Annotated in this window: 15 protein-coding genes and 1 pseudogene; 12 read left to right on the top strand and 4 right to left on the bottom strand. The window is 71.2% G+C overall.

Annotated elements, in window-relative coordinates:
• The first annotated feature begins 119 nt into the window (after positions 1-119).
• The 4 genes from QF032_RS32665 (at position 120) to QF032_RS32680 (ending at position 5,458) form a co-directional block, all read left to right on the top strand.
• Positions 120-1,163, top strand: coding sequence for a LacI family DNA-binding transcriptional regulator (locus QF032_RS32665; protein ID WP_307047426.1), 1,044 nt, complete (start codon positions 120-122; stop codon positions 1,161-1,163).
• A 191-nt stretch (positions 1,164-1,354) separates the two neighbouring features.
• Positions 1,355-2,362 (top strand): LacI family DNA-binding transcriptional regulator, encoded by a 1,008-nt coding sequence (locus QF032_RS32670; RefSeq protein WP_307058843.1) that lies wholly within the window; start codon positions 1,355-1,357, stop codon positions 2,360-2,362.
• 209 nt (positions 2,363-2,571) lie between these two features.
• The gene (locus QF032_RS32675) at positions 2,572-4,401 is read left to right on the top strand and encodes a gamma-glutamyltransferase family protein (RefSeq protein ID WP_307058845.1); all 1,830 of its coding nucleotides are present in this window, start codon (positions 2,572-2,574) and stop codon (positions 4,399-4,401) included.
• 169 nt (positions 4,402-4,570) lie between these two features.
• Complete coding sequence (locus QF032_RS32680) at positions 4,571-5,458, top strand: inositol monophosphatase family protein (RefSeq protein WP_307047433.1); 888 nt, start codon at positions 4,571-4,573, stop codon at positions 5,456-5,458.
• A 108-nt stretch (positions 5,459-5,566) separates the two neighbouring features.
• On the opposite strand, the gene QF032_RS32685 is transcribed toward QF032_RS32680, so the two are convergent.
• Positions 5,567-6,436 carry an IS5 family transposase gene (locus tag QF032_RS32685; RefSeq protein WP_307038950.1) on the bottom strand — a complete coding sequence of 290 codons (870 nt, stop codon included), beginning with the start codon at positions 6,434-6,436 and terminating at the stop codon, positions 5,567-5,569.
• 766 nt (positions 6,437-7,202) lie between these two features.
• On the opposite strand from QF032_RS32685, the gene QF032_RS32690 reads away from it, so the two are divergent.
• From QF032_RS32690 to QF032_RS32700, 3 genes and pseudogenes are all read left to right on the top strand, one after another.
• Positions 7,203-8,321, top strand: a complete 1,119-nt coding sequence (locus QF032_RS32690; protein WP_307058847.1) for a DUF6192 family protein — start codon at positions 7,203-7,205, stop codon at positions 8,319-8,321.
• 3 nt (positions 8,322-8,324) lie between these two features.
• Positions 8,325-8,753: a RacP protein gene (locus QF032_RS32695; RefSeq protein WP_307058849.1), complete on the top strand. Its 429-nt coding sequence runs from the start codon at positions 8,325-8,327 to the stop codon at positions 8,751-8,753.
• 60 nt (positions 8,754-8,813) lie between these two features.
• A pseudogene (locus QF032_RS32700) lies at positions 8,814-9,625 on the top strand (IS5 family transposase); the annotation flags it as partial.
• A gap of 307 nt (positions 9,626-9,932) precedes the next feature.
• On the opposite strand, the gene QF032_RS32705 reads toward QF032_RS32700, so the two are convergent.
• Positions 9,933-10,484, bottom strand: a complete 552-nt coding sequence (locus QF032_RS32705) for a GNAT family N-acetyltransferase (protein WP_307058852.1) — start codon at positions 10,482-10,484, stop codon at positions 9,933-9,935.
• A gap of 183 nt (positions 10,485-10,667) precedes the next feature.
• The gene (locus QF032_RS32710; protein WP_307058853.1) at positions 10,668-11,084 is read right to left on the bottom strand and encodes a hypothetical protein; all 417 of its coding nucleotides are present in this window, start codon (positions 11,082-11,084) and stop codon (positions 10,668-10,670) included.
• Between the two features lie 359 nt (positions 11,085-11,443).
• Here QF032_RS32710 and QF032_RS32715 point away from each other — a divergent pair, with 359 nt between their 5' ends.
• The 3 genes from QF032_RS32715 to QF032_RS32725 all read left to right on the top strand — a co-directional run bounded on the left by QF032_RS32715 (position 11,444) and on the right by QF032_RS32725 (position 14,639).
• Positions 11,444-12,313 (top strand): IS5 family transposase, encoded by an 870-nt coding sequence (locus QF032_RS32715; protein WP_307038950.1) that lies wholly within the window; start codon positions 11,444-11,446, stop codon positions 12,311-12,313.
• 369 nt (positions 12,314-12,682) lie between these two features.
• Positions 12,683-14,095, top strand: coding sequence for a phytoene desaturase family protein (locus QF032_RS32720; RefSeq protein ID WP_307047435.1), 1,413 nt, complete (start codon positions 12,683-12,685; stop codon positions 14,093-14,095).
• A 34-nt stretch (positions 14,096-14,129) separates the two neighbouring features.
• Positions 14,130-14,639 carry an O-acetyl-ADP-ribose deacetylase gene (locus QF032_RS32725; protein WP_307058854.1) on the top strand — a complete coding sequence of 170 codons (510 nt, stop codon included), beginning with the start codon at positions 14,130-14,132 and terminating at the stop codon, positions 14,637-14,639.
• 165 nt (positions 14,640-14,804) lie between these two features.
• On the opposite strand, the gene QF032_RS32730 is transcribed toward QF032_RS32725, so the two are convergent.
• A complete protein-coding gene (locus QF032_RS32730; RefSeq protein ID WP_307058856.1) occupies positions 14,805-16,700 on the bottom strand; it encodes a M1 family aminopeptidase in 1,896 nt (631 codons plus the stop codon).
• A 561-nt stretch (positions 16,701-17,261) separates the two neighbouring features.
• Here QF032_RS32730 and QF032_RS32735 point away from each other — a divergent pair.
• Together QF032_RS32735 and QF032_RS32740 are read left to right on the top strand one after the other, a co-directional pair.
• Positions 17,262-21,458: a molybdopterin-dependent oxidoreductase gene (locus QF032_RS32735; protein ID WP_373430504.1), complete on the top strand. Its 4,197-nt coding sequence runs from the start codon at positions 17,262-17,264 to the stop codon at positions 21,456-21,458.
• A gap of 178 nt (positions 21,459-21,636) precedes the next feature.
• A complete protein-coding gene (locus tag QF032_RS32740; RefSeq protein ID WP_307058860.1) occupies positions 21,637-25,581 on the top strand; it encodes a glycoside hydrolase family 2 TIM barrel-domain containing protein in 3,945 nt (1,314 codons plus the stop codon).
• Positions 25,582-25,601 lie beyond the last annotated feature (20 nt).

Raw genomic sequence — 25,601 nt, forward strand, 5'->3', positions numbered from 1 at the left:
CGCTGAACGTACGGGCAACCCGTCGCCGAAGTCCAGACCCTGTGCGGGAAAACGCCCGAATGCGAGGATGAGGGCGCTGAAGGGCGGCTGCACGGTGCCATGGATCCCCGGGAGAAACGTTGTCCAGCGAGCGGAACGACACAGGCCGGCGACCGGCGACGATGCGCGACGTCGCGACCATGGCCGGGGTGGGGATCGCCACCGTCTCGCGGGTCGTCAACGGCAAGCCCGTAACCCCTGACCTGGCGGAACGGGTGACGCGTGCCTCCGAACTGCTCGGCTACCGCCACGATCTGACGGCCAGCAGTCTGCGCCGGGCGGACCGGCGCACCAGCACCCTCGGCCTGGTCCTGGAGGACGCGGCCAACCCCTTCTCCGCCGCGCTGCACCGTGCGGTGGAGGACGCCGCCGCCGAGCGCGGCATGCTGCTCCTGGCGGGGTCCACCGACGAGGACCCGGTCCGCGAACGCGGCCTGCTGAAGACCCTCACCGCCCGCCGGGTCGACGGCCTCATCGTGGTGCCCACCGGGCAGAACGACGCCGACCTAGAGGCCGCCCACCGCGCCGGCACACCCGTCGTCTGCGTCGACCGCCGCACCGATGCGCCGCAGGTGGACACCGTGACGGTGGACAACCGGGCGGGCGTGCGGGCGGCGGTGAGGAGGCTGCACGAGGCGGGTCACCGGCGCATCGCCTTCCTCGGGGACCTCCGCTCGATCTGGACCGCCGAAGAGCGCTACGCCGGCTTCGTCGAGGGGCTCGCCGACGTGGGGTGCGTCCTGCACCCCTCTCTGGTGAGGCGCGGCCTGCACGGCGCGGAGGCCGCCCGGGCGGCCACCCGCGAGCTCCTGTCCCTCGCCCACGCGCCCACCGCGTGCGTCTCCGGGCAGAACCTCCTCACCGTCGGGGCCCGCCGGACCCTGCAGGACCTTCGGCTGCAGCGCCGCGTGGCGCTGGTCGGCTTCGACGACCTGCCCCTCGCCGGCCTGCTCGAACCCGGCATCTCGGTGATCGCCCAGGACCACGCCGCCATCGGCCGGGAGGCCGCGCACCTGCTGTTCGACCGACTCGCCGGCGAGGACGGCCCCGCCCGGCACCGCGTGCTGCCCACCCGCTACCTCGCCCGCGGCTCCGGCGAACTGCCCGCTCCCGAAGACGGCTGACGACTTCCCCGTGAACGAGTCGTTTCCGGTGTGCCGACGGGTTGCGCCTCTCGGCGATTCACTGCCGGAACCGGTTCCGAAACCGGTTCCGGTAGCGCTTCCGGTACTGGTACCGGTTCCGCCGGTCTCTGTACGATCGGCCTTCGGTGCGGAGGACGTCCTCCGCACCGCGCGGAGTGAGAGGAGGTGGCATGGGAGTCACCATCGCCGACGTGGCCTCACGGGCCGGCGTCAGCAAGACGACGGTCTCACGCGTGCTGAACGGCAAGGGCGAGATCAACGAGAACACGGTCCTGAGGGTCCGCACGGCGATATCGGAGCTCGGCTATGTGCCGAGCGCCGGAGCGGTCGGACTCGCACGCGGCACCACCCAGATGATCGGCATGCTGGTCCCCGATACGGCCTGGGCCTGGGCCGGCATCGTGCAGGCGGTCGTCGAAACCCTGGAGACCGAGGGCTTCGGGCTGCGCATGCTGACCTGGAACCGCGGTGAGGAGTCACTGCGCAGGCTCGGTCTGCAGGTCGCGGCCAGGTCGTTCGACGGTCTGCTGGTGATGGAGCCCGAGGGCGCCATGGGGTACATCACGGAACTGCACGAAGCGGGGCTGCCGGTCGTACTGATCGACGATCGCTTCCAGCGGCCGGGATTCCCCTACGTGGCCACCACCAACCGTCTGGGGGGTGAACAGGCCGCCCGGCATCTGCTGGAGATCGGGCGGCGTCGTCCCCTCGTGGTCGCCGGCCCCGAGACCTTCGGCTGCACCCGGGAACGGCTGGACGGCTTCCTCGGCGTGTACGCGCAAGCCGGCATCGAGATCGACCGGAGCAGCATCGTCCGCGGCGACTTCCAGTTCGAACGCTGCCGCAGCGCGGTGGCGCGCGCCGTCGCCGACGGCCTGGAGTTCGACTCGGTCTTCGCGCACAACGACCCCTCGGCGGCCGGTGTGCTGGCCGCACTGCACGCGGCCGGCCTGTGGGTTCCGCAGGATGTCGCCGTCGTGGGTTTCGACGACGTCGAGATGGCGTCGTACACCTATCCGGCACTGACCACCGTCCGACAGCCGATGCGGGAGATGGGTGAGGCGGCGGCGCGTCTGCTCCTGGACCACGTGCGCGGATCGCCGAAGGCGGCCCCCTCGTGCGTCGTTCCCACCAGCCTCGTGATCCGTGGCTCGACGACAGGGCCGAGCGCGAACTGACGCCGCGCCCCCGGGAAGCGCAGAAACGACCGTCCACAGCTGACATCGACGGCAGCGACATCGACATCGACAGCGACAGCGGGTTCGGGGCGAGGGAGGCGACGGCTCCACGTGGCGGAACCGGCCTCGCGCTCGTTCTCCCCGGTTCCTCCCCACGGCTCGCCTTAGGTTGGGTGTTCGACCCACGCACGCGGACACCGAGGTGAGAGATGCAGTTCACCACCCGCCCCACCCTCCAGGGCACCTTCGGCATGGTCTCCTCGACGCACTGGCTGGCCTCGCAGTCGGCGATGGCCGTGCTGGAGGACGGCGGCAACGCCTATGACGCGGCCGTGGCCGGGGCGTTCGTGCTGCACGTCGTCGAGCCGCACCTCAACGGGCCCGCCGGAGAGGTCCCGATCCTGCTCGCCCCGGCCGGCGGCGAGGTGCGCGTGCTGTGCGGGCAGGGCGTGGCGCCGGCCGGGGCGACGGTCGCGCACTACCGCGGTCTCGGCCTGGACCTCGTGCCCGGAACGGGACCCCTCGCCGCTGCGGTCCCCGGCGCGTTCGACGCCTGGCTGCTCCTCCTGCGGGACTACGGCACCAAGTCCCTCGACGACGTCCTGAAGTACGCGATCGGGTACGCCGAGCACGGGCACGCGCCCGTGGAGAACGTCGGCGCGACCGTCGAGACGGTACGGGAGCTGTTCGAGACGGAGTGGACCTCGTCGGCGGAGGTGTACCTGCCCGGTGGGCGGTCGCCGCGCACCGGTGAACTGCTGCGCAACCCGGCGCTCGCCGCAACCTGGAAGCGGCTGCTCGCCGAGGCCGCCCCGGCGGGCGACCGGGAGGCGCGGATCGAGGCCGCGCGGGAGGTGTGGCGGTCCGGGTTCGTCGCCGAGGCGCTCGTGCGGCAGTCCGCCCGGCCCACCCGGGACACCAGCGGTGAGCGCCACACCGGCACGCTCACGGCCGCCGACCTCGCCGGCTGGTCCGCGTCCTACGAGACGCCGTCGACGTACGACTGGAACGGCTGGACCGTGTGCAAGGCCGGCCCGTGGAGCCAGGGCCCGGCTCTCCTGCAGCAGTTGGCGCTGCTCCCGCCCGAACTGCCCGCGTACGGCTCGGCCGCCTACGTCCATCTCCTGGTGGAGGGCTGCAAGCTCGCCATGGCCGACCGCGAGGCCTGGTACGGCGACGCGGCCGAGGTCCCGCTGGAGGCGTTGCTCGCCGCCGGCTACAACGCGGAGCGGCGAGGGCTGATCGGCGACGAGGCATCGTGCGAGCTGCGGCCCGGCAGCCCCGGCGGACGCACCCCGCGGCTGAGCGCGCACGCGCGCGTGATCGCCGCGGACGACCCCGCCTTCAGCCCTCTGGGCGTCGGCGAGCCGACCGTCGCCAAAGGGCCGGCGTCGCCCGTTCCCGGCGAGCCGGAGGTCGCGGTGGACGGCGCCGTCCGCGGCGACACCTGCCACCTCGACGTCGTCGACCGCTGGGGCAACATGATCGCGGCGACGCCCAGCGGAGGCTGGCTGCAGTCCAACCCGGTCGTGCCCGAGCTGGGCTTCCCGCTCGGCACGCGGCTGCAGATGACCTGGCTGGAGGAGGGCCTGCCGAACTCCCTCACGCCGGGGCGCCGCCCGCGCACCACCCTCACGCCGTCGCTCGCGCTGCGCGACGGCGTCCCGGTCATGGCGTTCGGCACGCCCGGCGGCGACCAGCAGGACCAGTGGCAGCTGCACTTCCTCCTGGGGGTCGCCCTGCGCGCGCGGGTGCGCGGCGGACTCGACCTGCAGGGGGCGATCGACGCGCCCAACTGGCACACCGACGGCTTCCCCGGCTCCTTCTTCCCGCGCGGCATGCGGCCGGGCAGCCTCACCGTGGAGTCCCGGATGCCCGCTGCGGTGGTGGAGGAACTGCGGCGACGCGGTCATCGCGTGACCGTCGGCGACGCCTGGTCCGAGGGCCGGCTCTGCGCGGTCGCCCGCGATCCGGCGACCGGAATCCTGTCGGCGGCCGCGAACCCGCGCGGGATGCAGGGGTACGCGGTGGGCCGCTGAGAAACGCTCCTGGTCGGTGACGGCGCCGCGCACGGTCCGGCGACGTCCGCGCCCGCCCCGCCCCGCCCCGCCCCGCGCCGGACGTGCGGTCTCCCGTTCTTCATCCCGATTCCACCCGTGATGCACCGGGCGGGCGGGGATTGTCAGTGCGGCGTGCTCTCATGGAGGCATGATCGAACACACGGAAACCATCGACGAGTTTCTCGCCCGCCACTCGGCCGACGTGGAGGAGGCGGTCCGCCGGGCCGCCGCAGCCGAGATCATGCCGCGCTTCCGGCAGCTCGCCGCGCACGAGGTCGACGAGAAGAACGGCCCCCACGACCTGGTGACGGACGCCGACCGCAACGCCGAGCTGTTCCTCACGAAGGCGCTGGGCGCCCTTCTGCCGGGTTCGGTCGTCGTCGGCGAGGAAGCGGTGCACGCCGACCCGGCGACGTACGAGGCGATACAGGGCGGGACACCGGTCTGGATCGTCGACCCCGTCGACGGCACACGGCAGTTCGTGCACGGGGACGACGGCTTCTGCACCCTGGTCGCACTCGTCCACCACGGCGTCCTGCACGCCTCCTGGACCTACGCTCCGGCCCGCGGCCTCCTGGCCACGGCGGTCCGCGGCGGCGGCGCCTTCCTCGACGGCGAGCGGCTGTTCGCCGGCCCGCCCGAGCCGGGCCGCGATCTGACGGTGGCCACCTCGCACCCCGACTACACGACCGACGAACAGAAGCGTGCCCTGCTGGGGCTGTGGACGGACGGTGTCGCCCCGCGCGCGTGCGGCTCGGCCGGCCTCGAGTATCTCGCCATCGCCCGGGGAGAGTTGGACGCCACGGCCTTCTCCTGGGAGGCGGCCTGGGACCATGCGGCCGGGCTGCTCCTGGTCGAGGAGGCCGGCGGCGCCCACCTCACGCTCACCGGCGAGCCGTTCCGCGTCAGGGGCGGCAACTCCCTGCCGTTCACGGCAGCCCGGGACGCGGCCACGGCCCGCCGCGTGGGGGCCCTGCTCGCGGGTGGCGAATCGCGTCATGTGTCCGGCGCAGAGTCGCACCGGCGCACTGCCTGACGCTGCGGGCGTCCCGTCCCGGCCGACGCTCGCGGCCGGGACGGCCGGCCTGCTGCCTGCCGCCTTGCATGGCGGCGGCCGGTTTAGAGGTCGTTTTCTCCCGTTGTTTCATCCCGGAATCTGCTGTTTGGTCTGCGGTTCCGGGTCGCGCCAGGAGATGGTGTTCTCGCTGGTGAGGCGGCGGGCCATGAGGTCGGTCATGGCGATGTGGATCATGGCTTCGGATCGGTGCGGGTGGGTTTCGTAGTCGCGGGCCAGTCGGCGGTGGAGCATGAGCCAGCCGTAGGTCCGCTCGACCACCCACCGCTTCGAGATCGGGACGAACCCCTTGGTGCCGGGCTTGCGTTGAGTGATTTCCATGTCGATGCCGAGGGTGGCTGCGTGCTCGACGAGGTGCTGGCGGTAGCCGCCGTCGACCCACGCTTTGCGGATGCTGGGATGTGCGGCGGCGACCTGGTCCAGGAGCTGGGTGCCGGCGATGGAGTCCTGCACGCTTGCCGCGGTGACCAGCACGGCGAGCACAAGGCCGATGGTGTCGGTGACGATGCTCCGTTTCCGTCCGACGATCTTCTTGCCGGCATCGATGCCCTGGCTGGTGGCGAGCACGCTGGTGGAGGTTTTCACGCTCTGCGCGTCGATCACGCAGGCCGACGGTTCGGCCTCCCGGCCTTCCTTCTGTCGTAAGAGTTGCCTGAGCAGGCCGTTGAGCTGGGCGAATACGCCTTCCTGCTGCCACCTGGCGAAGTAGCCGTAGACCGTGTTCCAGTGCGGGAAGTCGTGCGGGAGGTAGCGCCACTGGACGCCGGTGCGGTCCACATACAAGATCGCGTCCATGATGTCGCGCAGGTCGTGTTCCGGCGGCCGGCCGAAGTCCAGGGCCCTGCCGCGGCGCTCGAAGCGCCAGGCCGCCAGGACCGGCTCGACCAACTCCCAGCGGGCATCGGACAGATCACTTGGATAAGGACGTCGGCTTGGCATGCCTCCGGCGTACCGCCGCTCAACGAGTGCGCCCAGGCGCACAGCAATGACGACGGAAGCACGCAGCCTGGGAAGCCGGGCATCCTGGGATGAGACAGGAACAAGCAGCACTCCGCCCCAACAGCCACACCTCAGGACTCATCGACCCCAGCCACACCGGCTGCCTCCTTCGCATCGCATCCTCACCCATCGGGAATCCGTCTATAAACAGGCAAGACAGATGAAAACGACCTCTTAGTGCCTGTTTTCGATCCCCGGTTTTGAGTAGCTTTGGGCTCTAGGCTGACTGAGTGTCCGAGGGCGCCGGGGAGGCCGAGGAACGGATGTGCCGGGGCTGCGGTGAACGGCTGCGGTCGGACGCACGGCCCGCTGCCGTGTACTGCTCGGCAGCATGTCGTGCCAGGCAGTGGCGCCGGGACCGCCGGTTGCGCAAGCGGGTGGCCGCGGAATTGAGCGGTGCCGGCCAGGCCGAGTGCCCCGAGTGCGGGGCGACCTGGGTGGCCGGGGTGGATCGCCGTTCGAACGCGGTCTACTGCTCGCGGCGGTGCGTCACGAGGGCCTGGAGGGCTCGGAAGGAAACGTTCGGCGAACGGTCACAGTGACCGCATCGCGAACGCATCAGGATTCCAATTCCGGTCAGAACCTGGTCAATTACGGTCGCCCGTTGTGATCGTCGTATTTCCGGTCTGACTCTCGGTCGGGAAGCGAGCCGGGTTTCGCCACGGCCGTTTGGCCGTGCACCGGCCCGTGGTGGGTGGTGAATGCCATGCCCGAAGAGATCAACGACGCCGACAAGATCGGCAGCGTCAGCGCGAACCGGTATGCGGAGATCGTGGCCGAGCTGCGGAAGTTGGTGGAGACCGCCAGCCGGATCCAGTTCACGGTCGGCGACTACGCGCTCGAAGTCGAGCCGATGCGCGAGTCCGGTGGCCAGGAGCGGAGCGACTCGCTGTTCACGGTCAAGGAGTCACTGTTCCGCCTGGCCGAGGACATCGGGCTGTCCTACGCGATGGTGGACAAGGCCCGGTGGACCGCGTCGAAGTGGCCGAAGGACCGGCGGGTGGCGGGAGTGTCGTTCACGGTCCACCAGATCCTGGCGTCGATCGCCGACGACGAGGAACGGTTCGCCACCATCCTCAACCCGCCCGAGGGCAAGTCCCGCTGGACGCCGGACGAGGCGAACCGGAGGGTCGGCCGGCAGGTCGTCAAGCCCGTCACCCCGCAGGAGAAGGTCAGTGCGATCCACACCCTCGCCCAGGACGAGGAGGTCGCCGCCACCGTCACCGGTGACCTGCTGCGGCGTCCGGCGGTCGTCGCGCAGGTCAAGGACGAGGACAAGGTCCGGGCGGTGGAGGAACTGACCCGCGAGGACAAGGTCGCCGCCGCCGTCGCCCCGGACTTCCTGCGCCGGCCCGAGGTCGTCGCCCGCGTCGCCACGGCGGACAAGGTGAAGGTCGTCGAGGAACTGACCCGTGACGAGCACGTCGCCGCCGAGGTGACCACCGGCCTGCTGCGCAGGCCGGACGTCGCCTTCAAGGCGATGTCGGACGACACGGCCCGCCACCAGGTCAACCACGCTCAGGTCGAGCGGGGCCGTCAGGCCCGCGAGCACTTCGAGGAGACCAGTCCCGTCGCCCCGGCGATCCGCGACATCGACCGGTCGGTGGAGTTCCTGGACCTGGTCACCGCCTGCCACGCGTTCGTCGCGGCGTCCGGCCGCGTCGTCCCGGGCCTGCGCGACCGTCAGCTCGGCGACGACGAACGCACGATCGTTCACGAGAACGTCGCTCGTGTGAGGGCGACCCTGGACTGGATCGAGACCGCGGTGGACACCGGCAAGGTGGACGTCGACGGCGAGCTGGCCCGCCTGCTGCAAGGCGAGTAAACGATGCCCCGCGCTTCCGAGCGCAGATCACCCGCTGCCCAGCGACACGCCGACACCGTCCGGTTCGTACTCTTCGAGGCCCGGCCGGCCGGTCTGACCTTCCACCAGCTGGTCAGATCCAGCGAGCTGTCGCCCCACCAGACCCGCTCGGGCCTGGCCTGCCTGCGGGACACCATCGCCGAACGCGGCTGGCCGCCCCTGATCTGGACCCGTCCGGACGGCTACAAGTTCTGCTCGGACCCGGCCGAGCTCCAGGCGTACGAGGTCGCGATCATCCGGGAGAAGCTCACCGAGATCCGCCGGTTCATCACCGGCGTCGTCGCCCCACACGCCGTCCTCCAACCGAAGGGCCGCTGGATCAAGCACCTGAACACCCAGCTCAGCTCGGTCGAGTCCACCCTCGACGTGATCGCCGACTACATCGACGCCTGACCGGCGGGGCCAGCCGCTTTGCGGCCGGTCCCGCCCCGTCCTGGAAGGGAGGGAAACCCGTTGCCGCGGCGACGCTGCTACCCCTCCGACACCTGGGACGACGAATGGGCCCTGATCGAACCGCTGTTGCCGACACCGGCCTGCGAGACGAAGGCGGGAGGCCGGCCGGAGAAGCACCCCCGCCGGCAGATCGTGGACGCGATCCGATACGTGGTCGACACCGGCTGCAAGTGGCGGGCCCTGCCCAAGGACTTCCCGCCCTGGCGCACGTGTTACGGGTTCATGGCCCGCTGGGCGGCCGCCGGCGTCATCGGGCAGATCCGTGACCAGCTCCGCAAACGAATCCGCCGCGAGATGGGCAAGGCGCCCGGAGCGGTCGCCACCGTCATCGACTCCCAGTCGATCAAGGCCGCCGAGACCGTCGGCAAGGACTCCCGCGGCTACGACGCCGGCAAGAAAATCAACGGCCGCAAGCGGCACCTGGTCGTGGACACCAAGGGCCTGCCGCTGTTCGTCATGGTCACCCCGGCCGACATGACCGACCGCAACGCGGCCAAGGAAGTGCTGTTCCGGCTGCGGCTGATGCACCCCGAGATCACCATCGTCTGGGCCGACTCCGCCTATGCGGGACAGCTCGTGACCTGGGCGAAGACTTACCTGAACCTGACGATCAAGACCGTCAGCCGCCCGAAGGACGCCTCCGGGTTCGTCGTCCTGCCCCGGCGCTGGGTCGTCGAACGCTCACACGCCTGGGTCATGCACGCCCGTCGACACGCGCGCGACTACGAACGGCTCATCCAGCACTCGGAATCGCTCATCACCTGGGCCGCGATCACCCTCATGACCAGGCGCATCACTCGCCGAAACTCCCGCAGGAGCGGACAGCCGGCCTCCCGCGAGGCCCAACGGGACTGATCCACTCGGCACTGACGGTCAGCAGCCCCACCAAGAGGCCACCGGGCCCCCAAACCAGCCTCATTGTCGCACCACCCCGACGGATCCATCTGGGCAACCAGCACGCCGAGGCCAGGTGTCCCGGGACCGTCGCGAAACTCGGTACAACTCAATCGTCCTCAAGGACGGCGTTCACTCCACGAGCAGTGCCAGTTGAACGGTCTCGATGCCCAGAGCCCGCCGACTGCCGGTCGGCGGGCCAGCCGAGTCGTTCGGCAGAGCAGGTCACTCGTCCGGAGCGATGCTCTGCGCGGCGGGCCGCCATTCCTCTTCGAGGAGGCTGAAGATCAAGGAGTCTCGCCAGCCGTCGCGAATCAGCTGCGTGTGACGCAGACGTCCCTCATACGTCATGCCGAGCTTGGCCAGCACCCGGGCAGAGCCGAGATTCCGCGGGTCACAGGTTCCATAGATCCGATGGAGCCCCAACTCGCCGAAGCCACAGGCAAGAAGCTGCTGCCCAATCTCTGTCCCGATGCCCTGGCCCCAGACTCGCGGATGCACGACATAGGAGACCTCGGCCTGACGCTGGATGTCACTACGAACACGCAGTTCCCCCATGCCCACCACATCCCGCCCGAGGCGGGCCACATAGGAAAACCGGCGTTGGGGGCTGTCCGACCAGGCCTTGACCGCGCCTTCCACGAAGTCCCGCGTCTCGTCCTCTGTGTTCGGCCCCCACGTCTGATAGCGACAAGCCTCCGCCAGACACGCCCACGAGTGAATGGCCGGCCAATCCTCCAAAGTGATCTTGTCCAGGGTCACCGAGCGTTGATTCATGAGGCGATCATGTCCACTTCAGCCTGTCGCCTTCAAGGGCAAGCCATACGCGTGCATGCTCGCCACCCTCCACTTCCTTCGACGCTCAATCAAGTGGAGGGAGGGGCATCACTGGCGAGATCCAAAGAGTCTCAACATCAATCGTCATGTGCACCCGTCCTCCCACCGAAGAACCAACTGAGACTACGTCCTGGCGATCTCTTGCCGGAGCTGATGGGTGAAGCGGCGAAGCAGATCCTCCGTTTCCCTGTGCTCGGCCCTGCGGTCGTCCCTGCCCTCGCTGGGCCGGGAACTCCAGACCCGACGCGCGAGAGCATCGGCGAGATCGACGGTGCCGTCGGCGCACAGTAGGTAGAGGGCTGACCGGGCTTCCTGCATCCGGCCCGCCAGTTCGTTAGCTCCGGTGCCGTCGTCACTCAGCCGTGTTTCCCGAAGGTAGTCGATGAGCTGGACCACGGCGGTGTTGAAGCCGACTCCGGCTTTCAGCTTCTGTTCGCGCAGCCACATGCGGTCCTGTCGGCGCGCAGTGAACCAGGACCCGAACACGGCCCCTATGAGGCCGAAACCAGCCCCGATGGCCACGGACAGGATGTTCACCACGCCAGCTCCCCCCGACACACAGCTGACGGCAGGCTACAGAAGCCATCAAGTACCCAACTCGACGGGTGCCTATTCGAATCCGCGCCGGGCGAACTCCACCGGGAGACTTCAAAAACAGGTACTTAGAGGTCGTTTTCATCTGTCTTGCCTGTTTATAGACGGATTCCCGATGGGTGAGGATGCGATGCGAAGGAGGCAGCCGGTGTGGCTGGGGTCGATGAGTCCTGAGGTGTGGCTGTTGGGGCGGAGTGCTGCTTGTTCCTGTCTCATCCCAGGATGCCCGGCTTCCCAGGCTGCGTGCTTCCGTCGTCATTGCTGTGCGCCTGGGCGCACTCGTTGAGCGGCGGTACGCCGGAGGCATGCCAAGCCGACGTCCTTATCCAAGTGATCTGTCCGATGCCCGCTGGGAGTTGGTCGAGCCGGTCCTGGCGGCCTGGCGCTTCGAGCGCCGCGGCAGGGCCCTGGACTTCGGCCGGCCGCCGGAACACGACCTGCGCGACATCATGGACGCGATCTTGTATGTGGACCGCACCGGCGTCCAGTGGCGCTACCTCCCGCACGACTTCCCGCACTGGAACACGGTCTACGGCTACTTCGCCAGGTGGCAGCAGGAAGGCGTATTCGCCCAGCTCAACGGCCTGCTCAGGCAACTCTTACGACAGAAGGAAGGCCGGGAGGCCGAACCGTCGGCCTGCGTGATCGACGCGCAGAGCGTGAAAACCTCCACCAGCGTGCTCGCCACCAGCCAGGGCATCGATGCCGGCAAGAAGATCGTCGGACGGAAACGGAGCATCGTCACCGACACCATCGGCCTTGTGCTCGCCGTGCTGGTCACCGCGGCAAGCGTGCAGGACTCCATCGCCGGCACCCAGCTCCTGGACCAGGTCGCCGCCGCACATCCCAGCATCCGCAAAGCGTGGGTCGACGGCGGCTACCGCCAGCACCTCGTCGAGCACGCAGCCACCCTCGGCATCGACATGGAAATCACTCAACGCAAGCCCGGCACCAAGGGGTTCGTCCCGATCTCGAAGCGGTGGGTGGTCGAGCGGACCTACGGCTGGCTCATGCTCCACCGCCGACTGGCCCGCGACTACGAAACCCACCCGCACCGATCCGAAGCCATGATCCACATCGCCATGACCGACCTCATGGCCCGCCGCCTCACCAGCGAGAACACCATCTCCTGGCGCGACCCGGAACCGCAGACCAAACAGCAGATTCCGGGATGAAACAACGGGAGAAAACGACCTCTTACGCGGTTCACGGGCGGCTCGGCGTCCTCGCGCCGGCGGGGTACCGCCCTGCCCGGCGGCCCGGCAGGTTTACGCGGTTCCCGGGCGGCGGGCGGCGCGGCGTGCAGTTCTGCGTCAGCGTCCCGGCCGCGTCGCGCGGTGGCCGGGCGGTCGGCGGTCGCCGGCGGGCCCGTCTGACGCGGGCCTGCCCGGCCGCAGGCAGCTCCGCGCGCAGGCGTGCGCCTTTCGTTCCGGCCGGTTTCGAGCCCCCGCGCCGCAGGTCTCGTATCACCCCCGGCATATCCTGATTGCGGGGGCCACCGATGTCGGAGGCCACCGGTTGACGAAGGGGTCGAAGTGCCGTCGATGCTCGATGCGGTCGTGGTGGGAGCGGGGCCCAACGGGCTGACCGCGGCGGTGGAGCTGGCCAGGCGCGGCTTCTCCGTGGCGCTCTTCGAGGCGCGGGACACCGTGGGCGGGGGCGCCCGCACCGAGGAGCTCACCCTGCCGGGCTTCCGCCACGACCCGTGCTCCGCCGCCCACCCGCTCGGCATCAACTCGCCCGCCTTCCGCGCCCTGCCCCTGGAGCGCTACGGACTGGAGTGGCTGCACCCCGAGCTGCCCATGGCCCACCCCTTCCTCGACGGCAGCGCCGCCGTGCTGTCGCGGTCCGTCGCGGAGACGGCCGCCTCCTTCGGAGCGCGCGACGCGGGCCCCTACCGCCGCCTGGTCGAGCCCTTCCTGCCCAAGTGGGACGCCCTGGTCCGCGATTTCATGTCGCTGCCGCTGACCGCCCTCCCGCGCGACCCGCTCACCCTGGCCCGGTTCGGCCTGGTCGGCCTGCCCCCGTCCAGCTGGCTCACCCGCCGCTTCCACGACGAGCGGGCCAAGACCCTCTTCGCCGGCCTCGTCGCCCATGTCATGGCCCCGTTGAGCGGTTTCGCCACCGGCGCCGTCGGCCTGGTCTTCGCCCTCTCCGCGCACGCCCGCGGCTGGCCGGTGGTCCGCGGCGGCTCCCAGTCCCTCTCCGACGCCCTCGCCGCGTACCTCGAGGATCTCGGCGGCAGCGTCCACACGGACTACGAGGTCAAGCGCCTCGACGACCTGCCGCCGGCCCGCGCCTACGTCTTCGACACCTCGCCCACCGCCCTCGGCCGCATCGCCGGCTTCGGCGACTACTACGCGGGGTACAAGTACGGCCCCGGCGTCTTCAAGATCGACTACGCGCTCGACGGTCCCGTCCCCTGGACCGCGGAGGAGGCCCGGAAGGCCGGCACCGTGCAGATCGGCGCGGACAGCGCGGAGATCGGCGCCGCGCTGCGAGCGCCCTCCCGGGAGGGCCGTGCGCCCGACCGGCCCTTCCTGATCACCGTGCAGCCCGGCGTCGTCGACCCGAGCCGCGCCCCGGAGGGCAAGCACGTGTTCTGGGCGTACGGCCATGTGCCCAACGGCTGGACCGGCGACCTCACCGACGCCATGGAACGCCAGCTGGAGCGCTTCGCCCCCGGATTCCGCGACCGGGTCCTGGCCCGGGTCACCGCCGGCCCCGCCGAACTCGCCGCCCGCAACGCCAACTACGTCGGCGGGGACATCGCCGCCGGAGCCGTCTCCGGGCTCCAGATCCTGCTGCGCCCCAAGCTGACGGCGTTCCCGTACGCCACCCCGCACCCGGCCGTCTTCCTGTGCTCCTCGGCCACCCCGCCCGGCCCGGGCGTGCACGGCATGTCGGGCCACAACGCGGCCAAGGCCGTCTGGCGGAGGCTGCGGCAGAACGGGTGAGCGGACGGCCGCCCGCGTTGGTATATACACCGGCATGACCACGATCACGCTCGTCCAGGGCGACATCACCCGGCAGTCCGTGGACGCCGTCGTCAACGCGGCCAACTCCTCGCTGCTCGGCGGGGGCGGCGTCGACGGCGCCGTCCACCGCCGCGGCGGCCCCGAGATCCTCGCCGACTGCCGCCGCCTGCGCGCCTCGCACTACGGCAAAGGCCTGCCCACCGGCCAGGCGGTCGCCACCACGGCGGGCGAACTGGACGCGCGCTGGGTGATCCACACCGTGGGCCCCGTGTACAGCGACACCGAGGACCGCTCGAACCTGCTGGCCTCCTGCTACCGGGAGTCGCTGCGGGTCGCGGACGAGCTGGGCGCCCGCACGGTGGCCTTCCCGGCGGTCTCCGCGGGCATCTACGGCTGGCCCATGGACGACGCCGCCCGTATCGCCGTGGAGACGGTACGGGCGGCGCGCACAGCCGTGGCCGAGGTGAGGTTCGTGCTCTACGACGAGCGGGCGTACGCCGCCTTCGCCGCCCGGGTCGGCTGACGCCGCGCCCCCGCCCCGCCTCCGTGCCGCCCCCGCCCCGCCCCCCGCCACGCGGCGCGGCGGGGGGCGGCGCACGTTCCGCAGATCGTGGACCCCGGCGCGCCCGACTCCCGACCGGCCACACGTGGGCCCGTACGAGTCCGGCCGCCGGTACCGGCCGCCGACTCAGCCGTCGATGCGGTGCGTGGTCCAGAACGACGTCAGGTCGGTCGTCGTGGCGGCCTGGGCGGCCGCCTTGAACTCGGCCGTGGTCGAGACGCCGTACCAGTGCGAAGCGGCGTAGCCCTTCAGCAACGTGGCCATCGCGGTGTCGCCGACGAGCCGCCGAAGGTCGTGCAGCGCGCACTTGCCGTAGCCGTAGACGACGGTGGAGTACCGCGAGGAGTGGGCGTCCCAGTAGGCCATCGAGTTGGTGATCTTCTCCGCCGACGAGGCCCAGGACACGCTGCTCCAGCAGCCGCTGCCGGTCTTGCCCAGCGCCAGGTCGGTGGCGTAGTCGGTGAACGACTCGTCCAGCCACGGGCTGGTGTACTCGTCGTCGCCGACGATCCCGTACCACCACTGGTGGCCGATCTCGTGGGTCAGCGCCGTGGTGCTGACCAGGTCGAGGACGAAGCCGGGGTACTCCATGCCGCCGAACCAGAAGCTGTTGTCGATGACGGCGTCCAACTCGCCGTAGGGGTAGGCGCCGAAGCGGGAGGAGTGGGCGTCCACCGCGGTCTTCGCGGTGGTGAGCATCGACTGGGCGTTGGCGGAGCTGATGCCGGAGACGGAGTAGACGTTGATCGGGGTGCCGGCGGCCGAGGTGCCGGAGATCTTGCTGAACGGGCCGGCCGCCCAGGCGAAGTCCCGTACCCGGGAGGCGGTCGCCGTGGTGATGGTGCGACCGCTGGATCCCGCCGTGTCGACGGAGGTGCCGCTGGCCGGCACGAGCAGCGTCGTCGGGTGGTCGAGGGTCACCCTGAAGTCGGCGGCCAGGGAGTAGAACGACTCGCCGTTGTTCGTGTACGGGTCCAGATGCCAGCCCGCCCCGTCCTTCACCGCCAGCACGGGCAGCGCGTTGCCGATGAAGCTGAACGCCCCGTCGTGGCCGAACCGGTCGGCACCGCTGGGCACCGTGATGCCGAGGTCGAAGCCGATCGTGGCGCTCTGCCCCTGGGCCAGGGGTGCGGCCAGCGTGATCTGGAGGGCCGTGCAGCCGACCGAGAGGGCGCCCGCGGTGCCGCCGGTGACGTTGCCGACCGTGATCGGCATCGCGGCGCACGTGCCGTGGTAGTTGTCCCAGAGCCGCAGGTACACCTCGGTGAGCGCGGTCGCGGAGGCGTTCGTGAAGGTCGCGCTCTCGTGTCCGGTCCACACCGTGCCGGCGGCGTCGCTGGTCAGGCTGACGGTGTACGACGGGGCCGCCGGGGTGCGGACGGAGTCGGCGGGCGGTGTGGTGTCGCCGGAGGTGGCGAGCGCGATGTCGTCCAGGACGAAACTCGACCGAAGGCTGGAGTCCTCGGTTCCGGTGAACGAGAGACTCACCGTCTGCCCGGCGAAGGCCGACACGTCGAACGACTTCTGGACGTAGCCGGTGTTCTTGTCGAGGTTGGAGTACGTGGCCAGGGTCGTCGTGCCGATCTTGGCGGTCAGCTTGTCGTACGCCGTGGACGAGGTCGTCTCGGTCGTGTCGACGTGCAGCCAGAACGTCAGCGTGGCGGAGGCGCACCCGGAGGGGATGACGACGCTCTGCGCGAGGGTGTCGGTGTGCGTGCTGCCGACCCCGCCCAGCCAGGCGAAGGCGGTGCCGCCGTGGGCGGTCTGCCCGGTACGGCTGGTGATCACGCTGGTCGAGGACTGGGTCCACGAGGACGCGCCGCTCTCGAAGCCGCCGTTGACGACGGCCTGGGCCGGTGTGCAGACGGCGGCCGCCGAGGCCGCGCCGTCGGCGAAGGCGCCCGCGGGTGCGGCCCCGTCCGGTGCGGCGGCTGCCGGGGGTGCGGCGGGGAGCGAGACGGCCGCCAGTGCGGCGAGGGCGAGGGCGCCTGCGGCGAGCGCCTTGCGGGGGGTGGGTCTCACGCGTTGCTCCTTTGCGACGGCCGGGTTTCCGGCCTGCTCGGTGGCTGTCCCCGGCGGCGTGGGTGTGCCGGGGGGCGGTGCGCGACGGTTGCCGGAAGCGTGACAGATCTGACGCGGGCATGCCATTAGTGGCGGGCAAAGGGTCGGTACCGGAAACGGACGCCACGCCCCCGCTCCTCGGCCGCGACCATGCCCTCCGACCCGGGCCCGCCGCCCGCGCGAACACCGCCGCCCCACCACTCACCCATCCGCTTGGGCGCCCGCCCCCGCTTCCGTCCGGCGTCCGCTTGCGCTCCCGTCCGCCGTCCGCTCACGCCCTGCTCCGCCGTTCGCTCACATCCGTCCGCCCTGCGCTGTGCGCCGGGCTTAACTCCCGGTGGCGGGTCGGGGAGACACCTGCGTAATGCACGGTTCGTACCGTCGCAGAGGCTTGGAGAGGCTCTCGCCAGGCCGATCGTCAGAAGGAAGGGGGCGCCCGTGGCCGTGCCGGACCCGCGGACCGACAGCGCGACCGAGACGAAGGTGCGCACGGTCTGCTCGTACTGCGGCGTCGGCTGCGGCATGGTCCTCGACATCGGCTTCGGGCCGGACGGACGCCGTACGGTGCTGAAGGCCTCCGGCGACAAGCGGCACCCGGCGAACTCCGGACGGCTGTGCACCAAGGGCGCGACCACCGCCGACATGCTCGCCGCGCCCGGCCGGCTCACCACCGCCCTCGTCCGACAGGACCGCGGCGAGGAGCCGGAGCCCGCCCCCGTGGACGCGGCGGTCGCCGAGACCGCACGGCGGCTGCGGGCCATCGTCGACGAGCACGGTCCGGACGCGGTCGCCCTCTACGTGTCCGGCCAGATGAGCCTCGAAGCGCAGTACCTGGCCAACAAACTCGCCAAGGGTTTCCTGCGGACCAACCAGATCGAGTCCAACTCCCGGCTGTGCATGGCAAGCGCCGGGACCGGTTACAAGTTGTCTCTGGGCGCCGACGGCCCGCCCGGCTCCTACGACGACCTCGACCGCGCGGACGTCTTCCTCGTCATCGGCTCCAACATGGCCGACTGCCACCCCATCCTCTTCCTGCGGATGATGGAACGGGTGAAAGCGGGTGCGAAACTGATCGTCGTCGACCCGCGGCGCACCGCCACCGCCGCGAAGGCCGACCTGTTCCTCCAGGTCAGGCCGGGCACCGACCTCGCCCTCCTCAACGGACTGCTGCACCTGCTGCACGAGAACGGCCACACCGACCCGGAGTTCGTCGCCGCGTTCACCGAGGGCTGGGAGGCGATGCCCCGGTTCCTCGCCGACTACCCGCCCGCGACCGTCGCGCGGATCACCGGCATCCCGGAGGCCGACCTGCGCGAGGCGGCCCGGACGATCGGCGAGGCGGGGGAGTGGACCAGCTGCTGGACCATGGGCCTCAACCAGTCCACGCACGGCACCTGGAACACCAACGCGCTCATCAACCTCCACCTCGCCACCGGCGCGATCTGCCGGCCGGGCAGCGGCCCCTTCTCCCTCACCGGCCAGCCCAACGCCATGGGCGGGCGCGAGATGGGCTACATGGGGCCGGGGCTGCCCGGCCAGCGCTCCGTCCTCGTCGACGCCGACCGGGCCTTCGTCGAGGACCTGTGGGGTCTGCCGGCGGGCACGGTCCGGGCGGACGGCGTCGGCAAGGGCACCGTGGAGATGTTCCGGAAGATGGCCGACGGCGAGATCAAGGCCTGCTGGATCATCTGCACCAACCCCGTCGCCTCCGTGGCCAACCGCAGGACGGTCATCGAAGGCCTGGAGGCGGCGGAGTTCGTCGTCGCGCAGGACGTCTTCGCCGACACCGAGACCAACGCGTACGCCGACGTCGTCCTGCCCGGCGCGCTGTGGACCGAGACCGAGGGCGTGCTCATCAACAGCGAGCGCAACCTCACCCTCGCCCGCCCCGCCGCCGACCCGCCCGGCGAGGCGACGGCCGACTGGCGCCTCATCGCGGCCGTCGCCCGTGCCATGGGCTACGAAAGCGGCTTCTCGTACGACAGCGCCGAGGAGGTCTTCGAGGAGATCAAGCAGGCGTACAACCCGGTAACCGGTTACGACCTGCGTGGAGTGACGTACGAGCGACTGCGCGCCGCCCCGGTCCAGTGGCCCGCCGGCACCGCCGACGGCTCCGACCGCAACCCGATCCGCTACGTGAACGACGACGGCACGCTCACCTTCCCCACGGCCTCCGGCCGTGCCGTCTTCCATCCGCGCCCGCACGTCCCGCCCGCCGAGATGCCGGACGACGACTACCCGTTCGTCCTCAACACCGGCCGTCTGCAGCACCAGTGGCACACCCTGACGAAGACCGCCAAGGTGGCCAAGCTCACCAAGCTCGACCCGGGGCCGTTCGTCGAGGTGCACCCCGAGGACGCGGCCGCGCTCGGCGTCGTCGACGGCGACTCCGTGGAGGTCGCCTCACGGCGCGGGCGGGCGGTGCTGCCGGCCGTCGTCACCGATCGGGTGCTGCCGGGATCCTGTTTCGCCCCGTTCCACTGGAACGACCTGTTCGGCGAATACCTCAGCGTCAACGCCGTCACCAGCGACGCCGTCGACCCGCTGTCCTTCCAGCCCGAGCTCAAGGTGTGCGCGGTCTCGCTGACGAAGGTCTCTACCCCGGTCACCGTGCTTTCTGCGGCGACCGAGGCCCCGGCCGCCCGGCCGGCGGAATCCGTCGCTCTCGATCCCGCCGCGCCCCCGGCCTTCGGCGCGGCCGCCGCGCCCGGGGCACCGGCGGCCCCTCCCGCCGCTCTCGTCCCCACCGCGGTCCAGCCCTCCGCGGCCGCCGTCTTCGGCCTCGATCCCGCGCCGCCTCCGGTGCTGACCGAGCGGGAAAGGCGTTACCTGGTCGGTTTCCTCGCCGGCATCCCGGCCGGCGCCCCGGGGGTGCCGGTCCTGCCGCCGGACGCCCCCTTCAGCCCCGAGCACGCGCTGTGGGTCAACGGCACCCTCGCGGGCATGTACTCCCGCACCACCGCTGCGCCGGCCCCGCCCGCGGACCCGGCGCGACGGGTCGTGATCCTGTGGGCCTCCCAGACCGGCACCGCCGAGGACTTCGCCGCCGCCACCGCCGCGCGGCTCTCCGCCGGCGGCCACCCGGCCGCCCTGCTCGCCATGGACGAGGCCGACCCCGCCGCCCTGCCCTCCGACGCCGACCTGCTCCTGATCACCAGCACCTTCGGCGACGGCGACGCGCCCGACAACGGCGCCGGCTTCTGGGACGGCCTGGACGCGCTGGACACCGGGCGCCTGGAGGGCCGCCGCTACGCCGTCCTCGCCTTCGGGGACTCCTCCTACGACGATTTCTGCGGGCACGGCCGGCGCCTGGACCGTCGTATGGACGAGCTCGGCGCCGTCCGGCTGACCCCGCGCACCGACTGCGAACCGGACTACGAGACGGAGGCGGAGCTCTGGCTCGACCAGGTGCTCACCGCCCTGAAGGACGCCACGGAACTCCTGCCCGCGCCCCCCGGCCAGGCACTCGCACCGGCTCCCGCCCCCGCGCCCTTCCCCGCCCCCACGGGCGCGCCGGACGCTGCCCCCGCCACCGCCGCGGGGCCCGCGTCCCAGTCCGTCGTCGCGTCCCCGTCCGCCGCGCCCGCCCGCTCCCGGCGTCCTGCTCCCGTCACCGCCCGGCTCACCGGCAACCGGCTGCTGAGCCTGCCCGGTTCCGGCAAGGAGGTCCGGCGCTTCACCTTCGACACGCGCGACAGCGAGACCCCGCTCGTCTACGAGGCCGGCGACGCGCTCGGCGTCCGGCCGCTCAACTCCCCGGACCTGGTGGCGGAGTGGCTGGCCGTCACCGGACTCGACGCGCACGCGCGCGTGCAGGTGAACGGGGTCGGGGAGACGGCGCTCGGCGAGGCCCTGCTGCGCCATCTCGACATCACCCGGATCACCCCGGCCCTGCTGCGCTTCACGGCCGACCGCACCCGTGACCCGCGCGAGCTGCGCAAACTGCTGCGCCCGGACAACAAGGACGAGCTGGCGAAGTGGTCCTGGGGCCGGCAGGCCGTCGACCTGGCGACCGAGTCCGGCGTCCGCGCCGGCGCCCAGGAGTGGACGGACGTCCTCGGGCGGCTGCAACCGCGCCTGTACTCCATCTCGTCCAGCCCGCTGACCGACCCCCACCTCGTCTCGCTCACCGTCTCCGTCGTGCGCTACGAGAACCTGGCCGGCCGGCCCCGCCAGGGCGTCTGCTCGCCGTTCCTCGCCGACGCCGCACCCGGCGCCGAGGTCCCCGTCCACGTGCAGCGCTCGCCGCACTTCCGGCCGCCCGCCGACGCCTCGACGCCGATGGTGATGGTCGGCCCGGGCACGGGGGTGGCGCCCTTCGTCGGCTTCCTCGAGGAGCGCCGGGCGCGCGGCCACCGGGCGCCCAACTGGCTCTTCTTCGGCGAGCAGCACCGGGCGACGGACTTCTACTACGAGGAGGAGCTGACCGCCCTGCGGGCCGACGGCGTCCTCACCCGGCTGGACACGGCCTTCTCCCGCGACCAGCGTGCCAAGGTCTACGTCCAGGACCGGATCCGCGAGCACGGCTCCCACCTGTGGTCCTGGCTCCGGGACGGCGCGCACTTCTACGTCTGCGGCGACGCCTCCCGGATGGCCAAGGACGTCGACCATGCGTTGCGCGACGTCGCGGTCGTGCACGGCGGGCTGAGCGAGCCGGAGGCGGCGGCCTATGTGAAGCAGCTGGCCACCGACAAGCGGTACGTGCGCGACGTCTATTGACGCAAGTCACCAGAAGAGCGCGTGTGCCGCGTGTGCACCAAGTGACGTTGCGCCGAAGAGAGTTGAAATTCGGCCATCGCGGCGCGCCTATGTTCGTTTTATCAACAGGAGTGGACACGATCTGACACACCTCGGTCCGTGCACAGCCGCACGGATCGCTCCGAGGAAGGTCGTGGTCATGTCACACCCGCACGTGTCACCCATGGACCGGCCGGACCGCCCCCGGTGGGCGGAGCCCGACCACCTCCCGCGGACGGCCGTCAGCCGTCGCCGGCTGCTCGAGGGGTCGGCCGCCGTCCTCGGTGCGCTCGCCCTGTCCGCGCCCACCGCAGCCCGCGCGGCCGTGCCGTCCGAGGGAACGGGGGCGGCCGACGCCCCCGAGTGGAACGGCCGCATCGACGTCTTCCGGCTGGGCGCCGAGGCCCCGCACACGACGCTCATGCCGTACGCGGACCTCACCCAGGCCCTGGCGGCCGACCGTACGCGCTCGCCGTACCGGCTGAGTCTCGACGGCGTCTGGAAGTTCGCCCACGCCGAACGCCCCGACGACCGCGACGCCGACTTCTACCGGACCGACCTGGACGACCGCGGCTGGGACACCCTCCCCGTGCCCTCGGCCTGGCAGCTGCACGGCTACGACCGCCCGATCTACGTCAACATCACCTACCCCTGGTGGGGCCCCAACGGCCTGGGCGAGGAGGCGCAGCCGCCCGCCGCGCCCACCCGCTACAACCCCGTCGGCCAGTACCGCCGCACCTTCACGGTCCCGCGCGGCTGGTCCGGGCGGCGGACCTTCCTGCACTTCGAGGGCGTCAAGTCCGCCCACTACGTGTGGATCAACGGGACGCTCGTCGGCTACCACGAGGACTCCTACGATCCGGCCGAGTACGACATCACCGCGCACCTCAAGGCGGGCGTCAACCAGATCGCCGTGGAGGTCTACCGCTACTCCGACGGCGACTGGCTGGAGGACCAGGACATGATCCGGCTGAGCGGCATCTTCCGCTCGGTCTACCTCTACTCCACGCCCGCCGTCCACCTGCGCGACTTCCGGCTGGACACCCCGCTGAGCGACGACTACCGGGCGGCCGAGCTGTCGGTCACCGCGAGCGTGCGGGACTACGGCGGCGAGGGCGCCGGCCGGTACGCCGTCGAGACCCAGCTGTACGACGCGAAGGGCCACCCGGTGTGGCCCAGACCGCTGGTCCAGGCCGTCGTCCTCGCCGCCGGGGAGGAGAGCACCGTCCGGGCCGCGAAGGCCGTGCCCGCGCCGCGCCTGTGGTCGGCCGAACAGCCGAACCTCTACACGGCCGTGCTCCGCCTGCGGGACCCGGCCGGAAAGGTGACCGAAACCCTTTCCCACCGTGTCGGCTTCCGCGAGTTCGAGCTCCGGGACGGCCTCATGCGCATCAACGGCCGGCCCGTCTCGTTCCGGGGCACCAACCGGCACGAGATGCACCCCCGGCACGGCTCGGCTCTCACCCGCGCCGACATGGTCGAGGACATCCGGATCATCAAGCGGCTGAACATCAACAGCGTCCGCACCTCGCACTACCCCAACAACCCGCAGTGGCTCGAACTCGCCGACGAGTACGGCCTGTACCTCGTCGACGAGACCAACCTCGAGACCCACGGCATCCGCGGCCAGTACCCCGGCAACCACGCCGAGTGGACGACGGCCTGTGTGGCCCGCGCGCAGAACATGGTCCACCGGGACAAGAACCACGCCTCGGTCGTCATCTGGTCGCTCGGCAACGAGGCCGGCGGCGGCTCCACGTTCAACGCCATGCACGACTGGATCCGCTCTTACGACACCACGCGCGTCATCCAGTACGAGGGCGACGACCGGCCGGGGATCAGCGACATCCGCTCCGAGATGTACGACAGCCCCTCGCGCGTCGAGGCGAGGGCGAAGGACACCGCCGACACCCGGCCGTACGTGATGATCGAGTACTCCCACGCGATGGGAAACTCCAGCGGAAACTTCAAGAAATACTGGGACCTCGTGCGCCGCCACGACGTGCTGCAGGGCGGCTGGATCTGGGACTTCGTCGACCAGGCCCTGACCTGGCCCACCCCCGCCCGCAAGCTGTTCACCGAGTCCGGCCCCGCCGCGCTGCACGGTGAGGTCGTCGCCCCCAGCGGGGGCTTCAGCCGCGACAAGGGCGTCTTCGGCGGCACCGTCTTCGCCCGCGACACAGGGCTCGACCTCACCGGCTCCCTCACCCTGGAAGCCTGGGCGACCCCGCAGGTGACCGGATACCACCAGCCGATCCTCGCCAAGGGCGACACCCACTACGCACTGAAACAGACCGACAGGACGCTGGAGTTCTTCATCTACGGCAGCGGCCAGTGGGCCGCCGCGAGCTGGGCGCTGCCGGCCGGCTGGACGGGCGTCGAACACCACGTCGCGGGCGTCTTCGACGCGGCGGCGGGCACCCTGACCCTGTACGTCGACGGCTCGGTCCGGGCCACCCGGACCACGTCGGTGCGCCCCGCCGTCAACACCGCGCCGCTCTCCCTGGCCACCGACGTCGACAACCCCACCCGGGAGTTCAGCGGCACCGTGCGGCGGGCCCGGGTGTACGCCCGGGCGCTGAGCGCCGCCGAGCTGGCCTCCGACAGCCGCGGGCCCGGCGACGACGGGGTGCGGTTCTGGTTCGACGCCGCCACCGTAGGCTTCGGTGAGCGGCGACCCCGCGACAAGACGTTCTACGCCTACGGCGGCGACTGGGGCGACAACCCCAACGACGGCGCGTTCTCCGGCGACGGGATCGTCACCGCCGACCGCGGGCTCACCGGCAAGTCCGCCGAGGTCAAGCGGATCTACCAGACGATCGGCGCGGCCCCCGCCACCGGCGACCGGCTCGCCCCGGGCGCGGCGGTCACCCTCACCAATGAGAACCTCTTCACCAACCTCCGTGAGTACGACGGCCGGTGGGAGCTGGTGGCGGACGGCAAGGTGGTGCAGCACGGTCGGCTCAGCCGCGCCCAGCTGGACGTGGCGCCGCTGTCGAGCAAGGAGATCACCGTGCCGTTCCGGCTGCCGGCCCGGCCGGCGGCGGGCGCGGAGTACTTCCTGCAACTGTCTTTCACCACCAGCCGGAGCACGAAGTGGGCGAAGGCCGGGTTCGAGGCGGCCCGCGCGCAGATCGCCGTGGACGCGGGCAGCCCCGCGGTCACCCCCGTGCCGCTGGGCTCCGTCCCGGCACTGGTCCACCAGGACGGCGCGGGGTCGGTCACCGTCACGGGCCGCGGCTTCTCGGTGGTCGTGGACAAGAAGACCGGTCTGATCAGCTCCTACCGGGCCGGCGGGGTCCGGCTGCTGACCTCCGGGCCGGCCCCCAACTTCTGGCGGGCGCCCACCGACAACGACCGCGGCAACGGCCAGCACACCCGCAACCAGACCTGGCGCGACGCCGGCGCCCGCCGCCGGGTGACCGGTGTGACCGTGCGGGCACTGCGCGACCGGGCCGTCGAGATCAAGGTCGCCGGCACCCTGCCCACCACGACGGAGTCGACGTACACCACCACCTACACCGTTTTCGGAAACGGTGAGATCAAGGTCGACAACACCCTGCACCCGGGCGCGGCCTCGCTGCCCTACATCCCGGAGGTCGGCACGCTGCTCCTGCTGCCCGGCAGCCTGGAGAACCTGCACTACTACGGCCGCGGTCCCGAGGAGAACCACTGGGACCGCAACGACGCCACCGACGTCGGCCTGTACTCCGGCACCGTCACCGGGCAGGGGACCTCCTATCTGCGACCGCAGGAGAACGGCAACAGGACGGACGTCCGCTGGATCGCCCTCACCGACGACGACGGCAACGGCCTGCTCGTCTCCGCCGAGCCGCTCCTGGAGGTCAACGCCTCGCACTTCACCCCCGAGGACCTGTCGGTCGGGGCGCGGCACGACTACCAGCTCACCCCGCGCGAGGAGGTCGTCCTGCGCCTGGCGCACCGGCAGATGGGCGTCGGAGGGGACAACAGCTGGGGTGCGCACACCCACGACGAGTACAAGCTGTTCGCCGACCGCGACTACGCGTACACCTACCGGCTGCGGCCGCTGACGGACGTCACCGAGGCGACGAAGGCCTCGCGACGGCCCACGGCAACGTCGTAGCCATCGGTTTCAGCACCACC

Source organism: Streptomyces achromogenes, assembly GCF_030816715.1.
GTDB classification, from domain to species: domain Bacteria; phylum Actinomycetota; class Actinomycetes; order Streptomycetales; family Streptomycetaceae; genus Streptomyces; species Streptomyces achromogenes_A.